The organism is Pectobacterium hainanensis (genome assembly GCF_046237015.1).
Taxonomy (GTDB): domain Bacteria; phylum Pseudomonadota; class Gammaproteobacteria; order Enterobacterales; family Enterobacteriaceae; genus JBJYIN01.
On the sequence record NZ_JBJYIN010000005.1, the window covers coordinates 17507 to 42856 of the forward strand.

The 25350-nt window shown below is 50.1% G+C and carries 19 protein-coding genes; 5 read left to right on the plus strand and 14 right to left on the minus strand.

The window, feature by feature from the left end:
* Window position 1: 1 nt before the first annotated feature.
* The 6 genes from cysD to ACKPVM_RS06400 form a co-directional block, all read right to left on the minus strand.
* The gene (gene cysD, locus ACKPVM_RS06375) at window positions 2-910 is read right to left on the minus strand and encodes a sulfate adenylyltransferase subunit CysD (protein WP_319849121.1); all 909 of its coding nucleotides are present in this window, start codon (window positions 908-910) and stop codon (window positions 2-4) included.
* A 9-nt stretch (window positions 911-919) separates the two neighbouring features.
* A complete protein-coding gene (gene cysG / locus ACKPVM_RS06380; RefSeq protein ID WP_409307889.1) occupies window positions 920-2362 on the minus strand; it encodes a siroheme synthase CysG in 1443 nt (480 codons plus the stop codon).
* Between the two features lie 344 nt (window positions 2363-2706).
* Window positions 2707-3441, minus strand: a complete 735-nt coding sequence (locus ACKPVM_RS06385) for a phosphoadenylyl-sulfate reductase (protein ID WP_409307891.1) — start codon at window positions 3439-3441, stop codon at window positions 2707-2709.
* Window positions 3442-3453: 12 nt separating this feature from the next.
* Complete coding sequence (gene cysI / locus ACKPVM_RS06390) at window positions 3454-5187, minus strand: assimilatory sulfite reductase (NADPH) hemoprotein subunit (protein ID WP_409307893.1); 1734 nt, start codon at window positions 5185-5187, stop codon at window positions 3454-3456.
* Window positions 5187-7016, minus strand: a complete 1830-nt coding sequence (gene cysJ / locus ACKPVM_RS06395; protein WP_409307895.1) for an NADPH-dependent assimilatory sulfite reductase flavoprotein subunit — start codon at window positions 7014-7016, stop codon at window positions 5187-5189. Before cysJ ends, cysI begins: the two co-directional genes overlap by 1 nt.
* 297 nt (window positions 7017-7313) lie before the next feature.
* Window positions 7314-9038, minus strand: coding sequence for a PilZ domain-containing protein (locus ACKPVM_RS06400; protein WP_409307897.1), 1725 nt, complete (start codon window positions 9036-9038; stop codon window positions 7314-7316).
* Between the two features lie 656 nt (window positions 9039-9694).
* Here ACKPVM_RS06400 and ACKPVM_RS06405 point away from each other — a divergent pair.
* From ACKPVM_RS06405 to ACKPVM_RS06415, 3 genes are all read left to right on the plus strand, one after another.
* On the plus strand, window positions 9695-10435 hold the full coding sequence (locus ACKPVM_RS06405) for an EAL domain-containing protein (protein WP_409307899.1): 741 nt from the start codon (window positions 9695-9697) through the stop codon (window positions 10433-10435).
* Between the two features lie 190 nt (window positions 10436-10625).
* Window positions 10626-10988, plus strand: a complete 363-nt coding sequence (gene queD, locus ACKPVM_RS06410) for a 6-carboxytetrahydropterin synthase QueD (protein ID WP_409307901.1) — start codon at window positions 10626-10628, stop codon at window positions 10986-10988.
* 79 nt (window positions 10989-11067) lie between these two features.
* Window positions 11068-11673, plus strand: a complete 606-nt coding sequence (locus ACKPVM_RS06415) for an inorganic diphosphatase (protein ID WP_409307903.1) — start codon at window positions 11068-11070, stop codon at window positions 11671-11673.
* Here the strand turns inward: ACKPVM_RS06415 and queE are convergent, their stop codons facing one another.
* Entirely contained in the window at window positions 11674-12345 is a 672-nt protein-coding gene (gene queE / locus ACKPVM_RS06420; protein WP_409307905.1) for a 7-carboxy-7-deazaguanine synthase QueE, read from the minus strand.
* 163 nt (window positions 12346-12508) lie between these two features.
* On the opposite strand from queE, the gene ACKPVM_RS06425 reads away from it, so the two are divergent.
* On the plus strand, window positions 12509-13492 hold the full coding sequence (locus ACKPVM_RS06425) for an MBL fold metallo-hydrolase (protein WP_409307907.1): 984 nt from the start codon (window positions 12509-12511) through the stop codon (window positions 13490-13492).
* Window positions 13493-13519: 27 nt separating this feature from the next.
* Here the strand turns inward: ACKPVM_RS06425 and ACKPVM_RS06430 are convergent, their stop codons facing one another.
* Window positions 13520-14440, minus strand: coding sequence for a LysR family transcriptional regulator (locus ACKPVM_RS06430; RefSeq protein WP_409307908.1), 921 nt, complete (start codon window positions 14438-14440; stop codon window positions 13520-13522).
* Window positions 14441-14538: 98 nt separating this feature from the next.
* Here ACKPVM_RS06430 and ACKPVM_RS06435 point away from each other — a divergent pair, with 98 nt between their 5' ends.
* Window positions 14539-15525 carry an MBL fold metallo-hydrolase gene (locus ACKPVM_RS06435; RefSeq protein WP_409308233.1) on the plus strand — a complete coding sequence of 329 codons (987 nt, stop codon included), beginning with the start codon at window positions 14539-14541 and terminating at the stop codon, window positions 15523-15525.
* A gap of 185 nt (window positions 15526-15710) precedes the next feature.
* On the opposite strand, the gene bglB is transcribed toward ACKPVM_RS06435, so the two are convergent.
* From bglB to relA, 6 genes are all read right to left on the minus strand, one after another.
* Window positions 15711-16850, minus strand: a complete 1140-nt coding sequence (gene bglB / locus ACKPVM_RS06440) for a beta-galactosidase BglB (RefSeq protein WP_409307910.1) — start codon at window positions 16848-16850, stop codon at window positions 15711-15713.
* Window positions 16851-16893: 43 nt separating this feature from the next.
* Window positions 16894-18453 carry an MFS transporter gene (locus ACKPVM_RS06445; protein ID WP_409307912.1) on the minus strand — a complete coding sequence of 520 codons (1560 nt, stop codon included), beginning with the start codon at window positions 18451-18453 and terminating at the stop codon, window positions 16894-16896.
* Between the two features lie 506 nt (window positions 18454-18959).
* Complete coding sequence (eno, locus tag ACKPVM_RS06450) at window positions 18960-20258, minus strand: phosphopyruvate hydratase (RefSeq protein ID WP_409307914.1); 1299 nt, start codon at window positions 20256-20258, stop codon at window positions 18960-18962.
* A gap of 94 nt (window positions 20259-20352) precedes the next feature.
* Complete coding sequence (gene pyrG, locus ACKPVM_RS06455) at window positions 20353-21990, minus strand: glutamine hydrolyzing CTP synthase (protein ID WP_409307916.1); 1638 nt, start codon at window positions 21988-21990, stop codon at window positions 20353-20355.
* A gap of 226 nt (window positions 21991-22216) precedes the next feature.
* On the minus strand, window positions 22217-23014 hold the full coding sequence (gene mazG / locus ACKPVM_RS06460; protein ID WP_409307918.1) for a nucleoside triphosphate pyrophosphohydrolase: 798 nt from the start codon (window positions 23012-23014) through the stop codon (window positions 22217-22219).
* Between the two features lie 94 nt (window positions 23015-23108).
* Entirely contained in the window at window positions 23109-25343 is a 2235-nt protein-coding gene (gene relA / locus ACKPVM_RS06465; protein ID WP_409307919.1) for a GTP diphosphokinase, read from the minus strand.
* Between the last annotated feature and the right edge of the window lie 7 nt (window positions 25344-25350).

Here is a 25350-nt window from a genome sequence, read left to right on the forward strand (position 1 = left end):
CTCAGAAATACCCTTGACGCTTTTTCAGTTCCATTGAACCGGCCTGATCGCGGTCAATCACCCGTCCTTGACGCTCACTGGTCGTAGAAACCAGCATCTCTTCGATGATTTCCGGCAGCGTCTGCGCATGTGATGCTACCGCACCCGTCAGCGGCCAGCAGCCCAACGTGCGGAAGCGTACCATCCGTTGTTCAATGACTTCGCCCGGTTGCAGGTCGATGCGGTCGTCATCCACCATCAGCAGCATCCCATCACGCTCCAGCACCGGGCGCGGAGCGGCCAGATACAGCGGGACAATCTCGATGTTTTCCAGATAGATATATTGCCAGATATCCAGTTCGGTCCAGTTGGAGAGCGGGAAAACGCGAATGCTCTCGCCTTTGTTAATCTGGCCGTTATAGTTATGCCACAGTTCCGGACGCTGGTTCTTCGGATCCCAGCGGTGAAAACGGTCGCGGAAGGAGTAAATACGCTCTTTGGCACGTGACTTCTCTTCATCACGACGCGCCCCACCAAATGCGGCATCAAACCCGTATTTATCCAGCGCTTGCTTCAATCCTTCGGTTTTCATGATGTCGGTATGCTTGGCGCTGCCGTGTACAAAAGGGTTAATCCCCAATGCTTCACCCTGCGGGTTACGGTGTACCAACAGTTCACAGCCATAGGCTTTCGCCGTCCGGTCGCGGAATTCATACATTTCACGAAATTTCCAGCCGGTATCAACGTGCAGCAGCGGGAAAGGCAGCGAACCCGGATAGAACGCCTTGCGCGCCAAATGCAACATCACCGAAGAGTCTTTACCGATGGAATACATCATCACCGGGTTACTGAACTCGGCCGCCACTTCGCGGATGATGTGAATGCTTTCGGCTTCAAGCTGCCGTAAATGCGTGAGTCGTTTCTCGTCCATACCCTTTCCTTAAGCCAAGTTTACTACCGCTGGGCGGCTGTCTTGCGGCACCGTCGGCGTAGTCTGACCAAACCAAGCAATTTGGTGATGTAAGTCCACCACCTCGCCAATCACCAGCAGTGCTGGAGTCGGCGCTTGCCGTGCCAAATGTTCTAACTCTTGCAGCGTGCCGATTTGCACCTGCTGATCGTGTCGAGTACCGCGGCTGATTACCGCGACTGGGGTCTGCGCTGAACGGCCATGCGCGATAAGCTGCTGTGAAATTTCCGCAGCTTTCATCGTTCCCATATAAATCGCCAGCGTCTGACGCCCGCGCGCCAGCGTTGACCAGTCCAGTTCGTCGCCATCGGGGCGACAGTGGCCGGTAATAAAAAGTACGCTCTGTGCATAATCTCGGTGCGTCAGCGGGATCCCCGCATACGCCGTCACACCTGCCGCTGCCGTCACGCCGGGCACCACCTGAAATGAAACCCCGGCCTGCGCCACGGCTTGCAGCTCTTCGCCGCCACGACCAAAGATGAAGGGGTCACCGCCTTTCAGACGCACCACTCGCTTACCTTCTTGCGCCAGCGTCACCAATAGTCGGTTAATCTCATCCTGTGGTAGCGAGTGCGCGCTGGCTCGTTTCCCGACGCAGATGCGCTCAGCATCACGACGCACCAGCTCCAGCACATCGGCGCTAACCAAGTGGTCATACAGCACCACATCCGCCTGCTGCATCACCTGTAAGCCACGTAACGTCAACAGCCCCGCATCGCCGGGGCCTGCACCAACCAACGCTACTTCACCGCGTGATGCCGCAGGCAGTTGTTGCTCGTCTTGCTGATTAATCAGTTGCTGTTGCAATTCGTCTTCAGCCTGCGCCAGCTGTCCGGCAGAAACCAGTGCAGCAAAACGCCCGACAAACAGCCGTTCCCAAAAACGACGGCGTGCTGACATCGAATGCAGACGGGTTTTAATTCTGTTACGCCAGCTTCCGGCGATGTGCGCCATCGTACCCAGACTGACTGGCAGTAATGATTCCAGTTTTTCGCGCAGCAAGCGTGCCAGCACGGGCGCCTGCCCTCCCGAGGAAATCGCCACCACCAGTGGAGAACGGTCAACAATCGAGGGGAAAATAAACGAGCACTTCGGCTGGTCGTCCACCACGTTCACCAACAAATGACGCTGATTTGCCGCCTCAAACACTGCTGCATTCAGCTCAGCGTCATCGGTTGCGGCAATCACGAGAAACACGCCGGATAACAGCGCTGGCGTAAACGTCTGTGCCAGCCATTCAACCTTCCCAGCCTGATGCTGTGCAGCCAGTGGCTCCGCCAGCGCTTGCGCGACAATTTTTACCTCCGCACCCGCGCGTTGCAGTAGATCGATTTTGCGCGTAGCAACCTCGCCACCGCCAACAACCAGTACCGGACGCTGACGAAGATCGGCAAATATAGGGAGATAGTTCACAATCGCCTTAACTAAGCAAAAAAGTAGATAATGCGACTATACGGTGCAGACAGAACACTTATGAAATGCCGAATTGGAATGACAAGTTCCGTAATGGAATAACAATACGTTCACAAGCGTTATTCAGACGATAAAAAACCGGGCAGTGCCCGGTTGAGGTTGCTGACAAAGTCCGTAGAGCGGGAGTAACGGATAGATCGTAAAGACGCTGTAAATACATCCCTGTACGCTCGGCTTGCGCCATCCATGGCGCAAACGCTTTACTCTTCTATTCCGTTACTCCCGTTTTCATTCGGCAAATAGGTTTGTCAACGGTCTAAACCGGACGATGCCCGGTTTTCTGTTTACCCTTCGTGTAGCCCGCATTCGCGTTTCAGGCCGAAGAAGCGCGTTTCTTCTTCGCTCATGCCCGGTTCCCATTTGCGGGTGGTGTGCGTATCACCGACAGACAGGTAACCCTGCTCCCATAGCGGGTGATAGCTCAGGCCATTTTCTTTCAGATACTGGTAAACCGTGCGGTTATCCCAATCGATAATCGGCAGGAATTTGAAGACGCCGCGCTGAATTGCCAACACAGGCAAGTCACCTCGGCTGCCGGACTGCTCGCGGCGCAGACCAGCAAACCACGTTTTCGCCTTTAACTCACTCAGCGCCCGATTCATCGGTTCAACCTTATTCAGCAGGTTATAGCGCTCGATACCTTCTACTCCTTGATCCCACAGCTTACCGTAGCGCGCCTCCTGCCAAGCCGGAGATTCAGCGGCACGATACACTTGCAGATTCAGCTTTAACTGCTCTGTTAATGCATCAATAAACTGGTAGGTTTCAGGGAACAAATAGCCCGTGTCCGTAAGAATAACCGGGATATCTGGGCGCTGTTGCGTCACCAGATGCAACGATACCGCAGCCTGAATGCCGAAACTGGACGACAAAACAAACTCACCGGGCAGATTCTCCAGCGCCCAACGCACTCTTTCTTGTGCCGATAGCGCTTCAAGTTGGCTATTTACGTCAGCCAGTGCCGCCACCTGCTCTGCTTTTGGTAACGCGTTGAGCGCCTCAAGGTTAAATGCTGTCATCAGGCTCTCCTATCAGTCATAAAAATCGCGGGCAGGATCCAGCACCGGTTTAATGATATTGGTACGAATGACGAAATCACCAAAACCTTCATTCGGCTGACGATCCTGCGCCCACAGCCCGATAAGCCGATCGATGTCAGCCAGGATCTCCGTTTCATTAATGTTTTCGCGATACATACGAGGAATGCGTGTTCCCTCGCGATTCCCGCCGAGGTGCAGGTTATAACGCCCAACGGCCTTGCCCACCAGACCGATTTCCGCCAGCATCGCGCGGCCACAGCCGTTCGGACAGCCCGTGACGCGCAGAACAATATGTTCATCGCCCACGCCGTGTTGCTGCATGATGTCTTCCACTTTTGTGACAAACTCCGGCAGGAAGCGTTCCGCTTCCGCCATCGCCAGCGGACAGGTCGGGAACGACACGCAGGCCATCGAATTCTTGCGCTGCTCGCTCACGCTGTCATCAATCAGGCCGTGCTCACGTGCCAACGCATCAATCTTCGCTTTGCTACGTGCAGGAACGCCCGCGACGATCAGATTCTGATTCGCGGTTAGACGGAAATCCCCTTTATGGATTTTCGCGATTTCCGCCAGACCCGTTTTCAGCGGACGTCCCGGATAATCCAGAATACGACCGTTTTCGATAAACAGCGTCAGGTGCCATTTATTGTCGATGCCTTTCACCCAACCGATACGATCGCCACGCCCGGTGAATTCATAAGGGCGTACCGCTTCAAATTTCACACCTGCACGCGCTTCCACTTCCTGCTTGAAGTTGTCTACACCCACGCGCTCCAGCGTGTATTTGGTTTTCGCGTTTTTACGGTTGGTGCGGTTGCCCCAGTCGCGCTGTGTCGTCACCACCGCTTCGGCAATCGCCAGCGTGTGCTCAACGGAAATGTAGCCCAGCTCACTGGCAGTACGTGGATAGGTCGCCTTATCACCGTGAGCGATAGATAAACCGCCGCCCACCAGCACGTTGAAGCCCACCAGACGCCCATTGTCAGCAATCGCAATGAAATTAAGATCGTTAGCGTGCAGATCCACATCATTTTGCGGCGGGATCACCACCGTAGTTTTGAACTTACGCGGCAGATAGGTTGAACCCAGAATCGGCTCCTCATCTGTCGTTGCCACTTTTTCCTGATCCATCCAGATCTCGGCATAGGCACGCGTGCGCGGCAGCAGATGCTCAGAGAGCTTTTTCGCCCACTCATACGCCTGCTGGTGCAGTTCCGACTCCACGGGATTGGAGGTACACAGCACGTTACGGTTCACGTCATTTGCCGTCGCCAAGCCATCCAGCCCAAGACGATTCAACAGTTGGTGCACCGGTTTCACGTTTGGCTTGAGAATGCCATGAAACTGAAAGGTCTGGCGGTTGGTAATACGAATACTACCGTACAAGGTGCTTTCGCTGGCAAACTGGTCGATCCCCAGCCACTGTTCCGGCGTCATCACCCCACCGGGTAGACGGCAACGCAGCATCATTGCATGGCGAGGCTCCAGTTTCTGCTCGGCACGCTCGGCACGAATATCGCGGTCATCCTGCTGATACATGCCGTGGAAGCGGATCAGCAAAAAGTTATCGCCGTTGAAGCCGCCAGTCAGGCCATCGTTCAGATCTTCCGCAATCGTGCCGCGTAGAAAGTTACTTGCCAGCTTCATCCGCTCAGCATCAACGAGTTTCCCTTCAACCACCAAGGGACCGGGGTGTTTTTCACTGAAAACGTATTTTTCGCTCATTAGTACACATCTCGCTGATAACGGCGCTCAAGGCGCAGATCGCTTAAAAACTCATCGGCTTGTTCACTGTCCATGCCGCCATGCTCACCAATCACATCCAGCAGCGCCTGCTCGACGTCTTTCGCCATACGGTTGGCATCACCACACACGTACAGGTGCGCGCCATCCTGAATCCAGCGCCAGACCTCCGCGCCTTTTTCCCGCAGTTTGTCCTGCACATATATTTTGTGTGCCTGATCGCGTGACCAAGCCAGATCGATATGGGTCAACAATCCATCTTTAACGTAGCGTTGCCATTCAACCTGATACAGGAAGTCTTCCGTAAAGTGTGGGTTACCAAAAAATAGCCAGTTTTTCCCTTCTGCCCCTTCGGCATCGCGTTGTTGCATAAACGCGCGGAACGGCGCAATACCGGTGCCCGGCCCAATCATGATGACCGGCGTGTCGGCATTGGCGGGCAGACGGAAGTTATCGTTATGTTCGATGAAGACGCGGATTTCATCGTCTTCGCTCAGCCTATCGGCCAGATAGCTGGATGCGCCACCCGCACGCGCACGACCTTCGTAGTCGTAGCGCACCACGCCAACGGTGATGTGCACTTCGCTTTCGACTTCCGCCTGTGAAGAAGCAATCGAATACAGACGCGGCGTCAGCGGACGCAGCAGACCCAGCAGTTGTTCCGCCGTCAGCTCCGCCGGAGCCTGTCGAACCATATCCACCAACGGTGTACGCTGTGCAAACTGTTGCAGCGCAGGCTTATCGGCCAGCAGCGACAGCAGCGTTTCATTACGCGACAGGGCGGCATATTTCTCGACGATTGGCGCGGTGTTCTGCGTCAGTTCGAAGTGACTCTTCAACGCCTGCGACAACAGCAACGTTTTGCCATCAACGCTGACGGACTCATCGCCTTTCAACCACAGCAGTTCCAGCAGTTCTTGCACCAGCGCAGGGTCATTATCAAACCACACGCCCAACGCATCGCCCGGCTGATAACGTAAACCGGAATCGCCCAAATCGATCTCGATATGGCGAACATCCTTTTCGGAATTACGCCCGGTGACTTTCTGGTTCAGCGCAAACGTAGCATGCAGCGGGGACACTTTGCTGTATGGGCTGCTGGTAATTTCATCCAGTACACCCTGAGAGGCTAGCTGTGCGACCGCCGTTCCCTGAACAGGAACACGCGCCTGCAAAATATCAACCAGCTGGCGTCGCCATTGCTCAGCCAGCGCCTGATAATCCACATCGGCATCAACACGCTCCAGCAGACGTTCAGCGCCGAGTTCAGCCAGACGGTTATCAAAATCTTTACCCGCCTTACTGAAGAATTCATAAGAGGTATCGCCCAAACCAAACACGGCAAACGCGGTATCTTTCAGTTCCGGGGCTTTTTTGGACAGTAGGAATTTATGCAGCGCAACGGCCTCTTCCGGCGGTTCCCCTTCACCCTGCGTCGATGTCACGATCAACAGCAGTTTTTCCTGCCCGATTTGCTTGAATTTGTAATCACCTGCATTGACCAAATTAACGGACAATTTGGCTGCCAGCAGATCGTCACGCAGTTGTTCAGCCACCCGACGCGCATTGCCGGTCTGTGAAGCGGAGATCAACGTGATCGTTTGTACCGGCACGGTTACCGCAGATACAGTCGTTGCCGCGGCGGTCACCGCACCCGGCTGAACATTCCCAGGCTGCTGAACCAGCCCCCAGAAATAGCCAGATAGCCAGGCCAGCTGCGTCGATGAGAAATCACCGGTTGCCGCCTGTAAACGCGTTAATTGCTCCACACTCAGCGGAAGCAATGAAGTGGGGGAAACCGGAGTAGTCATTGTGATATCTGTTTCCTTGTGCCTGTACTATTAGCCAACGAAGCTAATACAAAAATAAGCAATAAAAAGATGAATAGAGGATAAGGGTAACGATCTGCATCTTAACAATTAAAGAAATGATGGAAATATTAAATAACCAAAATGACTAAATGGTTTTTCTGATAATCCTTATTGCTTAAAGTGTTATGCTTTATGACATACGGCATCAAGAGAGATTTGGCCCCTCGTCAGATGAAATGAGGCGCTACGATTACGTCATTCAGAAACGAGAAGCGCCTGATAAATACATCACATCCGCTAAATTTTAAGCACCCTTATGCCAAAATCTAGCGGGTTCACAATGCCTTCCAGCGTACCAACCTGAGCCAGATCGCCTTTGGACACAATGCTGCTGATATTCGTATCGGGAAAGCGAAGATCTTTAACAAGGTGTACAACGGTAGGCCGACCTTTATTATTGATATCCACAATCCATCCCAAAAAGCCTCCCGAATATTTCGCCAAACTACCGATCGGGTAAAAACCATAAATCTGAACATATTTGACCAAAATGCCCCTATCGTAGGCCGCATTAGCCTCGTAGATTTTTCGATAGGCCGCCAACGGTGTGCGAGGAGAGACGCCATTACGCGCATACCTGAGCCTATTAATCGCTTTGATCACCGAAACCACGCGAATTAACGCCGAAAGTTGATCACCGGATTTACCGGCCGGATAGCCAGTACCATCCAGACGCTCGTTAGCATTTTTAATCACATCGTAGCAAGTCGGCGTTGGCGTCCAGCCCAATTCGCGTAATTTCGCACAAAGCTCCGCCACATGACCACGGAGAATCGCTTTCTGCGCCGGATTCATATTTACTTTTAGTGAAGGAAGATTGGCGTTGACCAGCAATGGTTTGCCCATGGTGTGCAAGATGGCTCCCAACACAGCTTCACGAACCTGAGGATCATGTGGATCGGCAATCAGCAGCAAATCGGCCAGTTTTCCCGCAACCTGAACGGCATGCCTGACCCAATCAGCTTCGTCACGCAGGGACGACAGAGCATACAGAAATGCTTTGCGATCTTTTTTGACCAGATAAAGTAAGGTATCAACGCAATCATAAAAGATTTCGATGAGCAGTTGATTGCGAGTTTTCATGTACATGAGCCCAATCTGCAACCGATGGGCCACTTCCATGACCCCTTGTTCCATTGGCGTTTGGCGAGTACGTTTCTCTCTATCCTGACTTTCTCGCTGCAACATGGTCTTCTCCCTGATACCAGGAACAAATAGAGGGGACGGGTATACCATACTGCCGGTAACGCCAGTCCGGTGTGCCGCTTCTCTTTCTGCCTCATTCGTATAGTGCAGCAGCGCCTCATCCTGAAGCGAAGACAGATTAGTGAATTGAATACCAACCGCGGCATAGCCGTTATTTCCAAAGGGGCGTATATGGCGAATTTTCCCCTCGGCAAAAAAACTCTCTCCGTTAGGAAACTCAATCGTAATACCCGGGATATCATGCCCGACTTCAATGGCAATACTTTCAACGAGATCAATTTCGACCATACAGCCGCCCGTTGACAAATTCCGCAGTTTGCCTGGCACGTTAAGTACGTGCATATAGACCTCAATACGGACGCGTGCCTGCATGCCAAGAATAAAGGGAATGCGAACCGCTCCCCGGTTTTCCGTCACAAAGACAGACTTTGGCAATTGACACTCAAGTCGATATAACATGTTGTCTGTTTTAGCCAACCGAACGGGAATATTACAAAGGCTATAAGTTTCACGCTCAATCGCCTCTGTTCCTTTTAATGCTTCCAGATCAAAGTTTAAACTACCATCAGTCAGATATCGCTCAATATTCTCGCCTGCGTATTCTACCTCCAATACCATATGGCTTTTGTCCAGACTTAACTCCGTCACATCTGCTTTCAGCGTATAGGGCATATCTTTCGCGTAGACAGACATCACATATGAGTGTTGCAATAATGCACGAATAACATTAACGGATGGGGGAGTGAGATGTTCCATATAAGATATACCTATTAGTTCGATCATCTAAAAAATCAAAGAGGTCTTTCTTATTTAAAAACATCGAATATTCATTCGAATGATTAATTACTGTAGAAAAACCAACGCGTATCTGGAAAAACACTATCCAGTATGAATGCTGAGTTACTGTTAAAACGACGTGTGTCTACGTTCATCTTTTAACCCTTGTCACAAAACACATCTGCATCGATTAGATTAGACCTGCTAAAGTAATTAAAAACGTATGAATCTTTGATTACACATCATTAAGAATGAGAATGACTACTACATGAATCATCGACGAACTGATCTTCGCAAAATCGCTTATTACTCTAACAAGGATACCATGAGGTTACAATGGTTCCCCATGTATACAAAATAGTTTAAATTCAATGAAAAAACCAACAAATAAGCCATTCAATAAAAACGAAAAAGCATTTAACTCCATTCCAAATAATTTATCAGAGATAAAACACCAAAAACAACATAGATTTAAACGATCATTACGTTTTAAATGATAGCCAAAAACTATCAAAATAGAATTATCGATCATTTAAAACAATTTCCCAACATTCTAAATTAATGTGTAGAATTCAAAAAGCTATAGCACATAACTCCCGTTTTTACGAAAATGGAGAGGGTGATGAGTCAATAAAATGAACACAATAACATTGAACATCGATGGGAAAATTCTTAGACTGACAGCAGAATTTCAACCGATCATTTATTTGCCACAAAATAAAATATTTCGCTACGAAGCGCTCGCCAGGTTTTATAACACAAGCGGTGTATTAGTCCACACGAAACAAACAATAGAAAAAATTGAAAAATGCAATGCCATTAATGAAGTAACCGATTTCATATTTAGTGTTATTTGTAAGATTATAAAAATAAAAAGCAGCATAACAATATCATTTAATCTTTCTCATCTGCTCTTTAATGATACAGCCTATTTAGATACGCTGTACAAAATGTGTTTAGCGTACAATGTTCGCCCACAAAATATAGAGATAGAAATCAGCGAAAAAATAACCAGACAACAATTAATTGATGGCTTACACTTCTTAAGTAAGGCAAAGGCATATGGGTTCATGATCTCACTGGATGATTTTGGCGCAGGAAGTCTGGAGATCGACAGTCTCAATTTGTTTGATTTTGATACAATAAAAATAGATCGTTCACTCGTGGATGGCATCGGTGAAGACCTCACTAAAGCGAAAAGATTAAAGACTTTACTCAATAAGTTAATTCCTTTAGGAACCAATATAATCTGTGAAGGTGTTGAAACAGCCATCGATCTAAATCAACTTAATAAATATAGCCATATCGGTGTCCAAGGATATATTTTTTATCGCCCATTAACGCTAAATCAATTAAAGCTGCTAGAGGGATTCTAAGCGCTCCCACACACTGTTCTATTTTCAATAGATATGGGGCTAACCAGCCCCACAATCATGATGACACAATATGAAACAAGCCTGATTGGGAAGAATCAGTGCTTCAAACGGTAGTTTGAGGTAGTATGCAGCGGTTTTTTGCATACTATGTTCTGGTCTGTTTTTTCAGAACGAAACCGAGAGCCGTACTATGGTCACTACACTATTTAAAGATTTTCAATTTGAAGCCGCTCATCGACTCCCACACGTCCCTGCCGGGCATAAATGTGGGCGTCTACACGGACATTCCTTTATGGTCCGATTGGAAATCACGGGTGAAGTCGATCCACATACCGGTTGGGTTATAGATTTCGCTGAACTGAAAGCCGCGTTCAAACCCACTTGGGAAAGGCTCGATCATCACTATCTCAATGATATCCCCGGTTTAGAAAACCCGACCAGCGAAGTGCTGGCTCACTGGATTTGGCAAGAACTGAAACCCGCTCTACCGCAGTTAAGCGCCGTGATGGTAAAAGAAACCTGTACCGCAGGGTGCGTGTACAAAGGCGAATAAATTGCCTCGTTACATCTTTTTGTCACATATTTCCGTCATTCTCTATTCATGAGGCATTCATCATAAATAGGGGATTTTTATGTTCTTTTCAGTCAGAAAGCTCATTGTCGCACTCTCGTTTTGTTCACTTTATGCAACGGCTGCACCGATAAATATTCTGGATTTTCCGCAGCCCAAAAACACCCCTGATGAGATTTATGCCGTAACGGAAATCCCTGCTGGCAGTATGGTTAAGTATGAAACCGATGCTGATACCGGGTTTATTATTGCCGATCGTTTTCAATCTATGCCAGTAGCGTACCCGGCAAACTATGGCTCGCTCACCCAGTCATTAGGTGGCGATAACGATCCTCTCGACGTCATTTTTTACACCCGCGCTCCGTTGATCCCCGGTTCGTTAATCAAATTGCGTCCGATTGGTATCCTGAAAATGATCGATGCTGGCGAAGTCGACGACAAGATTGTCGCAGTTCCAACCAGTAAGATCGATCCGACCTATGACAACATCAACACTATCGCCGATTTGCCACCTATTGAGAAGGAGAGGTTACAGGCTTTCTTCCGGGTCTATAAACAATTACCTGCGGGAAGAAAAGTGGTTGAATTAAAAGGATTTGAAGATGTCAACGCCGCTAAAGCAGTCATTTCAGCGGCCCATGACAACTACACAAAAAATCACAAATAGTCAGGCAATATTCAGATACTTATGCGTCTGCATGGAAAGCCGCCAGTTACGGGCGATGCAGGTCTCAATGCACAGCTTAGTCGCATCTTCTTTCTGACTTATTGGCTGTAGCGCCACAATGCGCGGCTTATCATCATCAAGCCGCGCCAATAGCGCATCCAGCGCTTCAATGTCACGTTCGCGCGCCACCGGGTGTTTGATTTCATCCGCTCGTTGCAACGCCTGATCGAGCACCTTCATGCCACCGCGCATATTCACTTTCGGCGATACCGTCACCCAGGTTTTGGGCGAGCAACGCACATCGTGAGTGCCGCTGGTTTCAATCTGGCAACTGAAGCCCTGCTTTTCCAACTGTAGCGTCAGCGGTGCCAAATCATGGATACAGGGTTCTCCGCCGGTGATGACAATGTGACGCGCCGTGTAACCCTGTTGCGTCATCAGCGCCAAAATATCGTCCGCACTCGCCGCGCCCCAGGCGTCGTTTTCTTCCGTTTTTACCAGCACCTGATCCAATGAGATTTCCCGCTCTGCCAGTTTGTCCCAGGTGTGTTTGGTATCGCACCAGCTACAGCCTACCGGGCACCCTTGCAGGCGCACAAATACCGCCGGCACACCGGTAAAATAACCTTCGCCCTGCAACGTCTGGAATACTTCATTAATCGGGTACTGCATGTTATTCACTGTCTCACTGGCTTAAAAAGGTATTATCGCAGATCGTCGCTCAGCACGCCAAACTGGGGAAGTTGAGTAATTCCGCTTGTACGATAATAATCAATCTGCTATTCAGATCTCGCCTGCCTCATCAACGTTTCATCTTTAACAAGGATAAAAACCAATGAAACTCTTGAAACCACTCGCGTTCTTGTTCCTATCATGTGCATTCTTCCCTGCCATTGCACAAACGCAGGAAGTTGCACAGGTAAAAACCCAGCCGGGCTATTACCGTATGATGTTGGGCCAATTTGAAATTACAGCGCTCTCTGACGGCACCAATACCATGCCGATGGATAAGCTCTTGCAACGAACCCCACCGGAGAAAATTACCGAACTACTGGCAGAGAAATCACTCACACCACAGGTAGAAACCTCGATTAACGCCTATCTGATCAATACCGGAAAACATCTGGTGCTGGTGGATACGGGAAATGGCAAACAGCGTAACCCCAACGTGGGAAAAGTACGTCAGAATCTGATCGCAGCAGGCTACCATCCCGATCAAGTTGATACCGTGTTGATGACTCATCTACATGGCGACCACTTTGGCGGGTTGGTTCAGGATAATGAACTCACCTATCCAAATGCGACGGTTTATGTCAGCCAGCCTGAAACCGACTTCTGGCTTAGTCAGGAGAACCGGAAAAGTGCGCCAGAAAGCAGCAAATCCGCATTTCAGCGGGTACAGAGTACCTTTGACATCGTTCGCAATGCCAACAAGCTGAAAACCTTCCCAGCCCAGCAACTCGCCCTTTTACCCGGCATTACCGCGATTCCCAGCCCTGGTCATACACCGGGACACACCTCTTTTATGGTGGAGAGCGAAGGTAAAAAATTGCTGGTATGGGGAGATATCATTCATGCAGAAGCGGTGCAAATGAGCTTACCGGCCACCACCATCAGTTTTGACTCAAATATGGATCAGGCAACACTGTCACGTAATAGCGTGCTAGCCGATGCCGCCAGTCAGAATTACTGGGTTGCAGGCGCTCACCTGCCCTTCCCCGGAATTGGTCACGTAGGGACGCGTCTGGAACGCAACGGCACCACCAACGGCTATCGCTGGCTCCCGGCGAATTACAGCATGGCTGGGTTGTCACACTAATTCTCTTACCATCGCTCAAGCAGGAGGCTAGCCAACCTCCTGCTCTGCAATCACCTCAGAAATTTGCTCATATACCCATTTTATTGCCGGATTACTGTCCTGCCGGGCATGCCAAAGCGCCGAGAGCGTATACGTCGGTAACGCGAGCGGTACCGGGCTGTCGATCAGGCCATAATACTGACACCATAGCATCGCTAGTTTTTCAGGCACGGTAGCGACAGCAGGGGTATGCTGCAATATCCCCGGCAGCGCGGAGAAATGCGGCGTGGTGTAATGAATCGTCCTCGTCATTCCCTGTTTTTCCAACGTGTCATCTACGATGCCATGTGCACGTTCACGATACGTCACCAGTAAATGACGCTGCTGGCAGTATAGGTCCAACGAAAGAGGCTGCGGCAAAGCGAGTTGCTGCGGATGCCACAGCGCCCTGAATCCTGATGACATCAGGGCTTGTTGCTTCAACCAGCCAGCTTGTGAACTGGCGACGGATACCACCAGATCGACACTGTCATTTTCCAGACGCTCCACATCTAAAAACGGGTCGGTCGCCACAAGGTTGATTCGTAAATGCGGGGCGTTGGTTTTGAGCCGTTTCAGCAGTAGCGGCATCAGCCAGATTTCCACCCAATCGGTCATGCCTAACGTAATCACACGTGAATCCGTCTGCGGATCAAACTTCTCAGGCTCACCCAAAATCGACTGTAAGTGTTCAAAAACGGGTGACAGCCGGGTCGCCAGATAATCCGCACGCGCCGTCGGACGCATTACCTGCCCAGTGCGAATAAACAGCGGATCGTCAAACAGCGTGCGCAGACGCGCCAGCGCACCGCTCACGGCAGGCTGCCCCAAATGCAGCTTATCTGCCGCTACGGAGACACTTTGCTCACGATACAACACCAGAAATGTCACTAGCAGATTTAAATCCACACCGCGGAAATCATTTTCCATGATAGTAAGTATCAAATTAATCAATTTGAACAATAGTACTGTCAGACGAATAATCCTTCCAGTCCCTGACAAACCGGATCACCTTCCAGGAATACATGATGAAAATAAATATTCTGAAACAGACGCTATTGTCTACCCTCTTACTCGCGGGAATGCCCGTTATAGCCAATGCAGAAGCCATGCCTCAACTGAAAACTCAGGCACCAGGTTATTACCGGATGATGCTAGGCCAGTTTGAAATTACCGCCCTGTCTGACGGTACGGTCACTATTCCACTGGATAAACTGCTCACCCATATTTCTCATGAGGAAATGGCACATCTGCTGGCACAAAAAAATCTCCAGCCACAGATGGAAACCTCCATTAATGCGTATCTGATCAATACGGGTAAGCAGCTGATACTGGTCGACACGGGGGCCGGGCCGCTATTCGGTAAACAGGGAGGAAAATTACCCGACAACCTGCGGGCCGCAGGCTATCCACCCGAGAAGATCGACACCATTCTACTGACCCATATTCATGCCGACCATTCCGGCGGGGTGTCTCGTGACGGTAAACTGGTTTTCCCGAATGCCACCGTTTATGTTAACCAGAAGGATGTGGATTTTTGGCTTAACCCAGCCAACAGCGCACATGTACGGGATAGCGAGAAACACACGTTTGGACAATCTGAAGATTCACTTCACCCCGTCATTGCCGCCAAACGACTGAAAACCTTCTCCGGCAAGCAGCAGCTTTTCCCAGGTATTACCACCGTGCCAGCACCGGGGCACACGCCGGGGCACAGCCTGTATCAGGTTGAAAGTGAAGGCCAGAAACTGACGCTGTGGGGCGATACGATCCATGCTGAAGCCGTACAATTTCCTCGCCCCATGACCACGATCGATTTCGATCGCAATATGGATGAAGCCGCAGAAGCGCGTTTGCAGATTCTGGCAGAGGCGGCACGCAATAATGAATGGATTGGTGCGGCACACATTTCCTTCCCCGGTTTAGGCCAGGTCAAAGCAGTGTATGACGCTAACGGTAAACCAAGCGGCTACCGCTGGCTCCCAGTGAATTACAGCCTTTCAGGATTAAAGTAAAATGCGGATAACAGCCCCCTTCGGCAAAGGGGGCCACTCTACGCAGGAAGCTATACCCAAAATAATTCGAGTTGCATGAAGGCGGAAAGTGAAGGAATCCCGATGAGCTTACTTGAGTAAGTGATTCGGGTGAGTGAGTGCAGCCAACGCACAAGCAACTTGAAGTATGACGGGTATATACGTTGTTACAAATAAACCCGCAGATATTCCGCCAGACACAGAATCGCCATTGCCTGTCCGTACGGCATCGAGGTCAGCGCGATATTACGATAGAAATCCAGATCGTTGCCCATCGCGGTACCGAATGACACCTGCGTCAGTTCACCGTCCTCATTAACGTGATTAATCACACCACGAATCGCTTTCTCCGCGACTTCAGCATAGCTCGGATCGATGTAGCGCTTGCGTACCGCTTTCAAAATCCCGTAGGCAAAACCGGCGGTTGCCGAGCTTTCAAGGTACGAATTCGGATCGTCAATCAGCGTGTGCCACAGGCCGCTGTCATCCTGATATTTCGCCAATGCTTCAATCTGGCTTTCCAGCACCTGCAACAGGAAGCGACGCGTCGCGTTGTGCTCAGGCAGATCCAGCAACTCGATAAATTCAGGAATCACGATCGTCAGCCAGCTATTACCACGCGCCCAGCGAGCCTTAGCGTAGTTGTGCTGCCCTTCGAACGTCCAGCCGTGGAACCACAGGCCGCTTTCACGATCCATCAGGTATTGCACATGCAGCAAGAACTGATACGTCGCTTCTTCGACAAACTCCGGCCGGTTTAACAGCTTGCCGATTTTCGCCAGCGGCAGCACGCTCATCATCAGCGTGTCGTCCCACAACTGCTGGTGATTTTCATTGTTATAAACAATGTGCTGCAAACCCTGCTTGTCCGTGCGCGGCATTTCGTACATCACCCACTCTGCCCAGCGCTCCAGATACGGAAGCCAGCGGGCATCACCCGTTTCCTCATAGCGATACGCCAACGTCAGGAACGGACACACGGTGTTGACGTTTTTCGTCGGCGTGCCTTCCGCCAAACGTTCAGTAAACCAGTCGTCAATGATGGCGCGCATCTGCTCATCACCCGTCTGCTGATAATACTGATAGATCCCATACAGCCCAATACCGTGCGTCCACTCCCACCCCGCCCAGCCTTTGGTATCAATCACCCGACCATCGTCCAGCCGTAACAAGAACTCACCGGTTTTATCTTCAATATTCACCAGATTGTCGGTGATACGGCAAATCAGTGCCTTCAGATCCTCACGGGAGATGAAGCGTTCCGGCTGACGTAAAAGCGGGCTATGTTTTACACTGAATACGGTCATAGTCATTCATCCAATTGAGTTATCAGTTAACAGTTCAATACAGTTACGATTGCGTGGCATGCGTTATCGGCTTGTCGCCTTTATGGCGGTTCAGGTAGCCGATATTGTTGTTGCCCCACAGCGATTCATACGGCATGCCAGCCAGCGTTTCGACCGTTGCACGAGCCTGCGGTGTAATATTCTCCGGCACAGGGCGGCCCGCTTCACGCATTTTCAACGTCTCTTCCCGCAGCACACTGTGCGTTTGCAAATTCAGTTTAAAGCGCAGAGAAACGAGGAAGCCAAGCGCCAGCACGCCTACGGTGCCGAAACTCAAAATCATCAGAATGGTGTGGCTAACGCCCGGTGCCTGTACGCTTTGCCCAGACACGAAGCCGGATAACTGTAACACCACGCCCACCAGCATCACTGCGCCAGCCTGAGAGGCTTTACGAGTCAGCGTCATGATCCCGGCGAAGATCCCTTCACGGCGCTGTGCGGTGATGACTTCATCCACATCTGCGATATAAGTGTAGGTATTCCAAGGGACATAGTTGATCCCACCGCGACCCAATCCTGCCAATGCAGAGATCAACAACAGTAGGGAGAAGGTATCATGCAGGCCGCTGTACCACAGAATGGCGTAGGAGAGCGCACTCAGACCAAACAGGCACACAACTAAACGATAAGACGGCGCTGGCCCAAAGCGAATGCACAGTGGGATCATGCCAATTACCGCGATAAATTGCAGAATGGCCATCGTTCCCATCAGATTAGACGCCATCGTCGGGCTCTGCATCAGCACAAAGACCACGTAGTAAGTGAACACCGCGTTGAACACATCCTGTGCGATATAACCACCCAGATACATGCCTAGATGCTGACGGAAAATACGGATGCGCAGCGTTGAGAGCAGCTCGACATTCAGGCGTTTCAGGCTATCAATCAGCGACAAAGACTGGCGTTCTTTTTCCGCCCGCAGTGAGGCTTCCGACATCTGATCGCGGGGCCGCTCCCAGGTAAAGAAATAGACCAGCGTCAGCACCAGCGCACAAATAATGGAAAACACCAGGCTCGAATAGAAGAAAGACACCGCATTGTCTTTGCCAAAGTAGCCCAGCAGAATACCCGGTAGAAACGCAGCCAAAATCGCAGACAGCTGCGCCAGCGCGATACGTGCGCCGGAGAACTTGGTTTTCTGTTTGAAATCATCGGTCATTTCCGGCACCAGCGTTTCATAGGGAACCAGGACCATGGTGTACACCACATCAAACAGCAGATAGGTCAGCAGATAATACCAATAGCCCATGTCCCCCACCCACATGAAGCTGTAGCTGAACACACAGGGAATACCGAGCAGAATAAAGAACTTACGGCGACCAAAGCGTTTACCCAACCAGGTAGAACCGAAGTTATCAGTCAGGAACCCCATCAGCGGGCTGACGATAGCATCGAGCACGCGAGCCATCGCAAAAATAAAGGTTGCCTCAATCGGTGTTAAACCACAAAACGTGGTGTAAAAATAGAGTAACCAGGCCGCTGTCAGCGCAGTCGTGCCCGCCCCAAGAAAGTCACCCGAGCCATAGGCTAAATAGTTAGCCAACCCGATCTTACGTGTTTTCATTCCCATCCTTCCTCGGTCATTTTTAGTTATGAAGGTGTCATGGCAAACAGAAATGCCTATACCTCATTCATTTCGACACGCGGCCAGACAGCAAAAATCTATCGCTCATAACCTGTCAATGCCATAACCAGGGAGAATGAAGAAAGCCAGCATGACTGCACGTTGAAAAATGACGGATATACTGCCGCCGTAGCATTAAAGTAACGTTCAGCACGGCTGAAAACCTTTGCGCTCTTGCCACTGGATACCGTCGACTGGCACCACAAAGAAGAATGACCCGATCGGCTTCAAATATTTTATAAAAAGCCATTTTAACTTAGGAAAACCCATGGTTCGTTTATGTCGATCACAGGATAAGTGAGGAGAAATCAAAGAAACACATTAGGGTGACTGGACAATGAGCATAAAAAAATCCAGAAGCGCATAAACACTTCTGGATTCAATAGGTCATCACGTTATGCAGTTGGTTCGGTTAGCTATCAGCCAGCCACCACCAATAGCAATGATTATTGACCTTTAACTTCTTTCAGACCATTGAATGGCGCAGAATTACCCAGCGCTTCTTCAATACGGATCAACTGGTTGTATTTAGCAACACGATCGGAACGGCTCATAGAACCGGTTTTGATCTGGCCAGCCGCAGTACCTACCGCCAGATCGGCGATCGTAGCATCTTCCGTTTCACCTGAACGGTGAGAGATGATCGCGGTATAGCCAGCATCTTTCGCCATCTTGATCGCGGCCAGCGTTTCGGTCAGAGAACCGATCTGGTTGAATTTGATCAGGATAGAGTTAGCGATCCCTTTTTCAATACCTTCTTTCAGGATCTTGGTGTTGGTTACGAACAGATCGTCACCAACCAGTTGGATTTTGTCGCCCAGAACTTTAGTCTGGTAAGCAAAACCGTCCCAGTCAGATTCGTTCAGACCATCTTCGATAGACACGATCGGATACTGTTTAGTCAGTTCTTCCAGATAGTGAGTGAACTCTTGAGAGGTAAAGGTTTTACCTTCGCCTTTCAGTTCGTAGTCGCCGGTTTCTTGGTTGTAGAACTCAGAAGCAGCACAGTCCATCGCCAACGTCACGTCTTTACCCAGAACGTAACCCGCTTTTTCTACGGCTTCTTTGATTGCAGCCAGCGCAGCAGCGTTAGATTCCAGGTTCGGCGCGTAGCCACCTTCATCACCCACAGCCGTATTCATGCCTTTGGCTTTCAGTACTTTAGCCAAATTGTGGAACACTTCAGAGCCCATACGAACGGCTTCTTTCAGCGTTTTTGCGCCAACAGGCTGAATCATAAACTCTTGGATATCAACGTTGTTATCTGCGTGTTCACCACCGTTGATGATATTCATCATTGGCAAAGGCATAGAATATTTGCCTGGGGTGCCGTTCAGTTCAGCGATGTGAGCGTACAGAGGCAGGCCTTTAGACGCAGCAGCAGCTTTAGCCGCAGCCAGAGAAACGGCCAGAATGGCGTTCGCACCGAATTTAGACTTGTTTTCGGTACCATCCAGCTCAATCATGATCTTGTCGATATTCGCTTGGTCTTTCGCGTCTTTACCCAGAACAGCCTGAGCAATAGGACCGTTAACCGCATCAACCGCTTTGGTTACACCTTTGCCCAGAAAACGGGATTTGTCACCGTCACGCAGTTCCAGCGCTTCACGAGATCCGGTAGAAGCACCTGATGGCGCAGCCGCCAGACCAACAAAACCACCTTCCAGATGAACTTCCGCTTCAACAGTTGGGTTTCCGCGTGAGTCGATGATTTCACGGCCGATGACTTTAACAATTTTGGACATTAGATTTTCCTCAGTACAAGTTAAACTTTAGGTATAACTAAAACCCTAGACGAACAACGCGCAATCTTCTGATTGCGCGTTGCTGGCAAAACCTTTACTTCATCTGACGCTTTTGGTAAGCGCCAGCGGCTTTTACAAAGCCGGCAAACAGGGGGTGCCCATCTCGCGGCGTTGATGTAAATTCCGGATGGAACTGACAAGCCACGAACCATGGATGATCGGGTAATTCAACGATCTCCACCAGTTTGCGATCGGCGGAAAGGCCAGCAATCCGTAATCCCGCCGCTTCAATCTGTTTCAACAGCATATTGTTCACTTCATAACGGTGACGATGGCGTTCAATGATGGTCGGCTCACCGTAAAGCTGGCGTACCAGACTGCCTTCCGTTAAGTGGCATTGCTGCCCGCCAACGCGCATGGTGCCACCCAGATCGCTGGCTTCATCACGAACTTCAACATTGCCGTTCTCGTCACGCCATTCCGTGATCAACGCAACCACCGGGTACTTACAGTCTGGCACAAACTCCGTAGAGTTTGCCCCATCCATCCCCACAACGTTACGGGCAAATTCCATTAATGCGACCTGCATCCCCAGGCAAATGCCCAGATAAGGGATTTGGTTCTCACGGGCGTAATTCGCCGCCATGATTTTCCCTTCGACGCCACGATAGCCAAAACCGCCTGGAATCAGAATAGCGTCTAAATCTTTCAGTACGTCGACACCACGGGTTTCGACATCCTGCGAATCAATCAGCTTGATGTTTACCGTCAAACGATTCTTCAAACCGCCGTGTTTCAGTGCTTCAATCACGGATTTGTAGGCATCCGGCAGGGCGACATATTTACCGACCATACCGATAGTGACTTCACCACCCGGGTTCGCTTCTTCATACACAACCTGTTCCCATTCTGACAGGTTTGCTTCAGGACAGTTCAAGCTGAATCGTTTACAAATATAATCGTCCAGCCCCTGTGATTTCAATAGCGACGGGATTTTATAAATGGAATCAATGTCTTTAAGGGATATTACTGCTTTTTCTGGCACATTACAGAATAAAGCAATCTTTGCACGCTCGTTAGCAGGTACGGTACGGTCAGAACGACAAATCAGCACATCCGGCTGAATACCGATGGAAAGTAACTCTTTTACGGAGTGCTGAGTCGGCTTGGTTTTCACCTCGCCCGCTGCCGCCAGGTACGGCACCAGCGTCAAGTGCATAAACAGGGTATGCTCGCGGCCCACTTCTACCGCCATCTGCCGAATCGCTTCAAGGAATGGCAATGATTCGATATCACCGACAGTACCACCGATTTCCACCAGCACCACATCATGGCCTTCGCCACCTTCAAGGATGCGTTCTTTAATCGCGTTGGTAATGTGAGGAATAACCTGAATCGTCGCGCCTAAATAGTCACCACGGCGCTCTTTACGCAGGACATCAGAGTAGATGCGGCCAGTGGTGAAGTTGTTGCGGCGCGACATTTTGGTGCGGATGAAACGCTCGTAGTGGCCCAAGTCCAGATCGGTTTCGGCGCCGTCTTCGGTGACAAATACTTCACCATGCTGCGTCGGGCTCATCGTGCCCGGATCCACGTTGATATACGGGTCCAGTTTCATGATGGTAACGTTGAGGCCACGGGCTTCAAGAATAGCCGCCAGAGAGGCTGCGGCAATGCCTTTACCCAGAGAGGAAACGACCCCGCCGGTCACAAAAATATAATTAGTTGTCATGCTGAACCTGAGAGTTTAGGTTTAAGGACGATGGAAGTACCAAGACGGGAAAGTAGTATACCTGAACCTGAAGAGCGCCACAAATGTTCGTTTTACACAAAGTGGCGATTCCAGCACCCCATTGGGTGAGGTAAAACCCCTCTAACCCAATGTCACCATTACATTAAAAAACAAAAAGATAAAAAACCTATCATCAATAAATACTTCATTCCGTGTGAAACGGAATCTAATGGCTGTTTTCCTGCATTTTCACCTGATTCCAGGCAGCTTCCATTTCTTCCAGCGTTGCCTGTTCCAACGATTTTCCCGATGCCGTAACGATTTGTTCTACCTGACGAAAACGACGCGTAAACTTGCGATTTGCGGCCTGTAATGCACTCTCAGCCTTATGCCCAAGATGTCGTGAAAGATTCACCGTCGCGAATAATAAATCACCAATTTCTTCGCCCAGTTTTTCTTCATCAACAACGGCTTGACGCGCCTCATGCATGACTTCATCGATCTCTTCATAAACTTTATCGAGCACCGGCCCCAGGCTGTCCCAATCGAAACCAACAGAAGCGCAACGCTGCTGAATTTTTTGCGCTTTCATCAACGCAGGCAGCGCATCAGGAATATCATCCACGGGAGAATGCCGATCTTTTTCCGCACGCTCCTGCGCTTTTGTCTGCTCCCAGTTTGCCAGCACGGCATCGCTGTCCGTCAACGTCAGCTTTCCGAAAATATGTGGATGACGGCGTTCCAACTTATCGCTAATGGCGTTACACACGTCGGAAAAATCGAATAATCCTTTTTCCTGCGCCATTTGTGCGTAAAACACCACCTGAAACAGCAAATCCCCCAGCTCACCACGCAAATCATCAAAATCCTGGCGGCTGATAGCATCCAGCACTTCATAAGTCTCTTCCAACGTATAGGGCGTAAGGGTGTCAAAAGTCTGTTTCTTATCCCACGGACAGCCATTTTCAGGATCGCGCAGGGTAGTCATGATGGCGAGCAAGCGCTCAATTGCAGGTAAATTCATTGGATTCTCAGTTGTAAAACATTGTATTTATCGGAAGGGATCCCCCCTTCGCAAAGGAAGGAGGGAGAATTACGGGTCATCGACGTTTCAGGCGTTATCCGCCTTGCTGACGCCGTGCGTCGATCACATCAGGTAATTGGTTAAGCTTAGCTAATACACGCCCCAGCACTTGCAAGTTATATATCTCAATATCCATATCAATCGTCGCCAACTGCTGTTTGGTATCGCTGCGGCTTGCCACGCCCAATACATTGACCTTCTCATTCGCCAGAATCGTGGTGATATCACGCAGCAGGCCGCTGCGATCGTTGGCGATGACTCGCACCACCAGCGAATAACCGCTGGAATAGCTTTCACCCCATACCGCATCCACAATCCGTTCCGGTGAACTGGCGCGCAACTCGTCCAGTTGTTCACAATCAGCACGGTGAATTGAAATGCCTCGCCCGCGCGTAATGAACCCTGTAATCTCATCACCCGGTATCGGCTGACAGCAGCGAGCAATGTGGTGCATCAGATTACCAACGCCTTCAACGACAACACGTCCATTATCTTTGTTGCTACGAACTGGCGGTTGCAGAGATTTTTGCTTCAGTTGGCGTAATGCTTCGCGGTCCTGCTCTTCAGCACTGGGTTGGTTCAACTGAGATTGCAGGAAGTTAACCATCTGATTGAGGCGTACATCCCCACCGCCGATCCCCGCCAACAGTTCATCCAGTGAATTAACGTTATAACGTGGTAACAGCAGCTTTTCCGCCGCTTTCAGACTAATGCCCAAATGCGCCAGTTCATCATCCAGAATCTGCCGACCCGCCAGGATATTTTTGTCACGATCCTGCTTGCGGAACCAATTCTGAATCTTTGAACGTCCGCGACTGGTCGTGATATATCCCAGATTTGGATTCAGCCAGTCACGGCTTGGATTCGGCTGCTTTTGTGTGATGATCTCAATCTGATCGCCCATTTGCAGTTGATAGGTAAACGGTACGATACGTCCACCGATCTTTGCACCAATGCAACGGTGCCCGATATCGCTGTGAATATGGTAGGCAAAATCAAGCGGCGTCGACCCAGCGGGTAAATCTACAACGTCGCCTTTCGGCGTAAATACATACACCCGATCGTCAAATACCTGACTACGCACCTCATCCAGCATTTCATCGGAATCAGCCATTTCCTCTTGCCACGCAATCAGCTTACGCAGCCAGGCAATGCGGCCTTCATAACCTGAACGCCCACCGACGACCGTTCCCTCTTTGTACTTCCAATGTGCCGCCACACCCAACTCAGCATCTTCATGCATCTGACGAGTACGGATCTGAATTTCGAGCGTCTTACCGCCGGGCCCTAGCACGACGGTATGGATAGACTGATAGCCGTTGGGTTTTGGGTTGGCGACATAATCGTCAAACTCATCGGGCAAATGGCGATAATGGGTATGAACAATACCTAATGCCCCGTAGCAATCCTGTAGGCGCTCCACCACAATGCGCACGGCTCTGACATCAAACAGTTCATCAAACGACAGGGATTTTTTCTGCATCTTGCGCCAGATGCTATAGATGTGTTTGGGGCGACCATAAATCTCCGCCCCCACCCCTTCCTCTTTCATCGCATCACGCAACGTTTTAACAAAATCGTCAATGTACTGCTCACGATCGATACGCCGCTCATGTAACAGTTTGGCGATTTTTTTATATTCATCAGGATGTAGATAACGGAAGCAGAAATCCTCCAGCTCCCATTTAAGCTGACCAATCCCCAAGCGGTTAGCTAACGGCGCATAGATATTGGTACACTCTTTCGCGGCCAGAACACGTTCTTCTTCTGGAGCATCCTTGACTTCTCGCAGGTGTGCGATGCGCTCAGCAAGCTTGATGACTACGCAGCGGAAATCTTCCACCATCGCCAGCAGCATACGGCGAATATTGTCTACCTGTTCAGACGCAACCGAATCATGCTGTGTCGCTTTTAACTGACGGATGGCATCCATATCGCGCACGCCATGCACCAAATCAACGATATTGCTGCCAAATGCTTCCTTCAGCGTAGCTTCATCCACCAGATTGGCATCGGCCAAGGGAAATAACAGCGCAGCGCGCATGCTGTCATTATCCATACTCAACGTAGAGAGGATTTCCACCATTTCGATACCGCGCCATAACAGCAGCACCGCATCAGGATGGCCTTTCGTTTGTTGCTCACAGTAGCGCCAGGTCTCGGCTAAACGCTCACATGACTGTTGACTGGCAATGCCAAGCGAAGCAATCCAGGCGTCAGGGACAAATTCACCCGCCGTATTTAAATGCGCACTTCTTACTGCAACCATAATTTCT

Coding starts and splice junctions, on each gene's coding strand:
- cysD (WP_319849121.1), bottom strand. CDS start 910: ATGGACGAGAAACGACTCACGCATTTACGGCAGCTTGAAGCCGAAAGC.
- ACKPVM_RS06385 (WP_409307891.1), bottom strand. CDS start 3,441: ATGACAGCATTTAACCTTGAGGCGCTCAACGCGTTACCAAAAGCAGAG.
- cysI (WP_409307893.1), bottom strand. CDS start 5,187: ATGAGCGAAAAATACGTTTTCAGTGAAAAACACCCCGGTCCCTTGGTG.
- cysJ (WP_409307895.1), bottom strand. CDS start 7,016: ATGACTACTCCGGTTTCCCCCACTTCATTGCTTCCGCTGAGTGTGGAG.
- ACKPVM_RS06400 (WP_409307897.1), bottom strand. CDS start 9,038: ATGGAACATCTCACTCCCCCATCCGTTAATGTTATTCGTGCATTATTG.
- ACKPVM_RS06405 (WP_409307899.1), top strand. CDS start 9,695: ATGAACACAATAACATTGAACATCGATGGGAAAATTCTTAGACTGACA.
- queD (WP_409307901.1), top strand. CDS start 10,626: ATGGTCACTACACTATTTAAAGATTTTCAATTTGAAGCCGCTCATCGA.
- ACKPVM_RS06415 (WP_409307903.1), top strand. CDS start 11,068: ATGTTCTTTTCAGTCAGAAAGCTCATTGTCGCACTCTCGTTTTGTTCA.
- queE (WP_409307905.1), bottom strand. CDS start 12,345: ATGCAGTACCCGATTAATGAAGTATTCCAGACGTTGCAGGGCGAAGGT.
- ACKPVM_RS06425 (WP_409307907.1), top strand. CDS start 12,509: ATGAAACTCTTGAAACCACTCGCGTTCTTGTTCCTATCATGTGCATTC.
- ACKPVM_RS06430 (WP_409307908.1), bottom strand. CDS start 14,440: ATGGAAAATGATTTCCGCGGTGTGGATTTAAATCTGCTAGTGACATTT.
- ACKPVM_RS06435 (WP_409308233.1), top strand. CDS start 14,539: ATGAAAATAAATATTCTGAAACAGACGCTATTGTCTACCCTCTTACTC.
- bglB (WP_409307910.1), bottom strand. CDS start 16,850: ATGACCGTATTCAGTGTAAAACATAGCCCGCTTTTACGTCAGCCGGAA.
- ACKPVM_RS06445 (WP_409307912.1), bottom strand. CDS start 18,453: ATGAAAACACGTAAGATCGGGTTGGCTAACTATTTAGCCTATGGCTCG.
- eno (WP_409307914.1), bottom strand. CDS start 20,258: ATGTCCAAAATTGTTAAAGTCATCGGCCGTGAAATCATCGACTCACGC.
- pyrG (WP_409307916.1), bottom strand. CDS start 21,990: ATGACAACTAATTATATTTTTGTGACCGGCGGGGTCGTTTCCTCTCTG.
- mazG (WP_409307918.1), bottom strand. CDS start 23,014: ATGAATTTACCTGCAATTGAGCGCTTGCTCGCCATCATGACTACCCTG.
- relA (WP_409307919.1), bottom strand. CDS start 25,343: ATGGTTGCAGTAAGAAGTGCGCATTTAAATACGGCGGGTGAATTTGTC.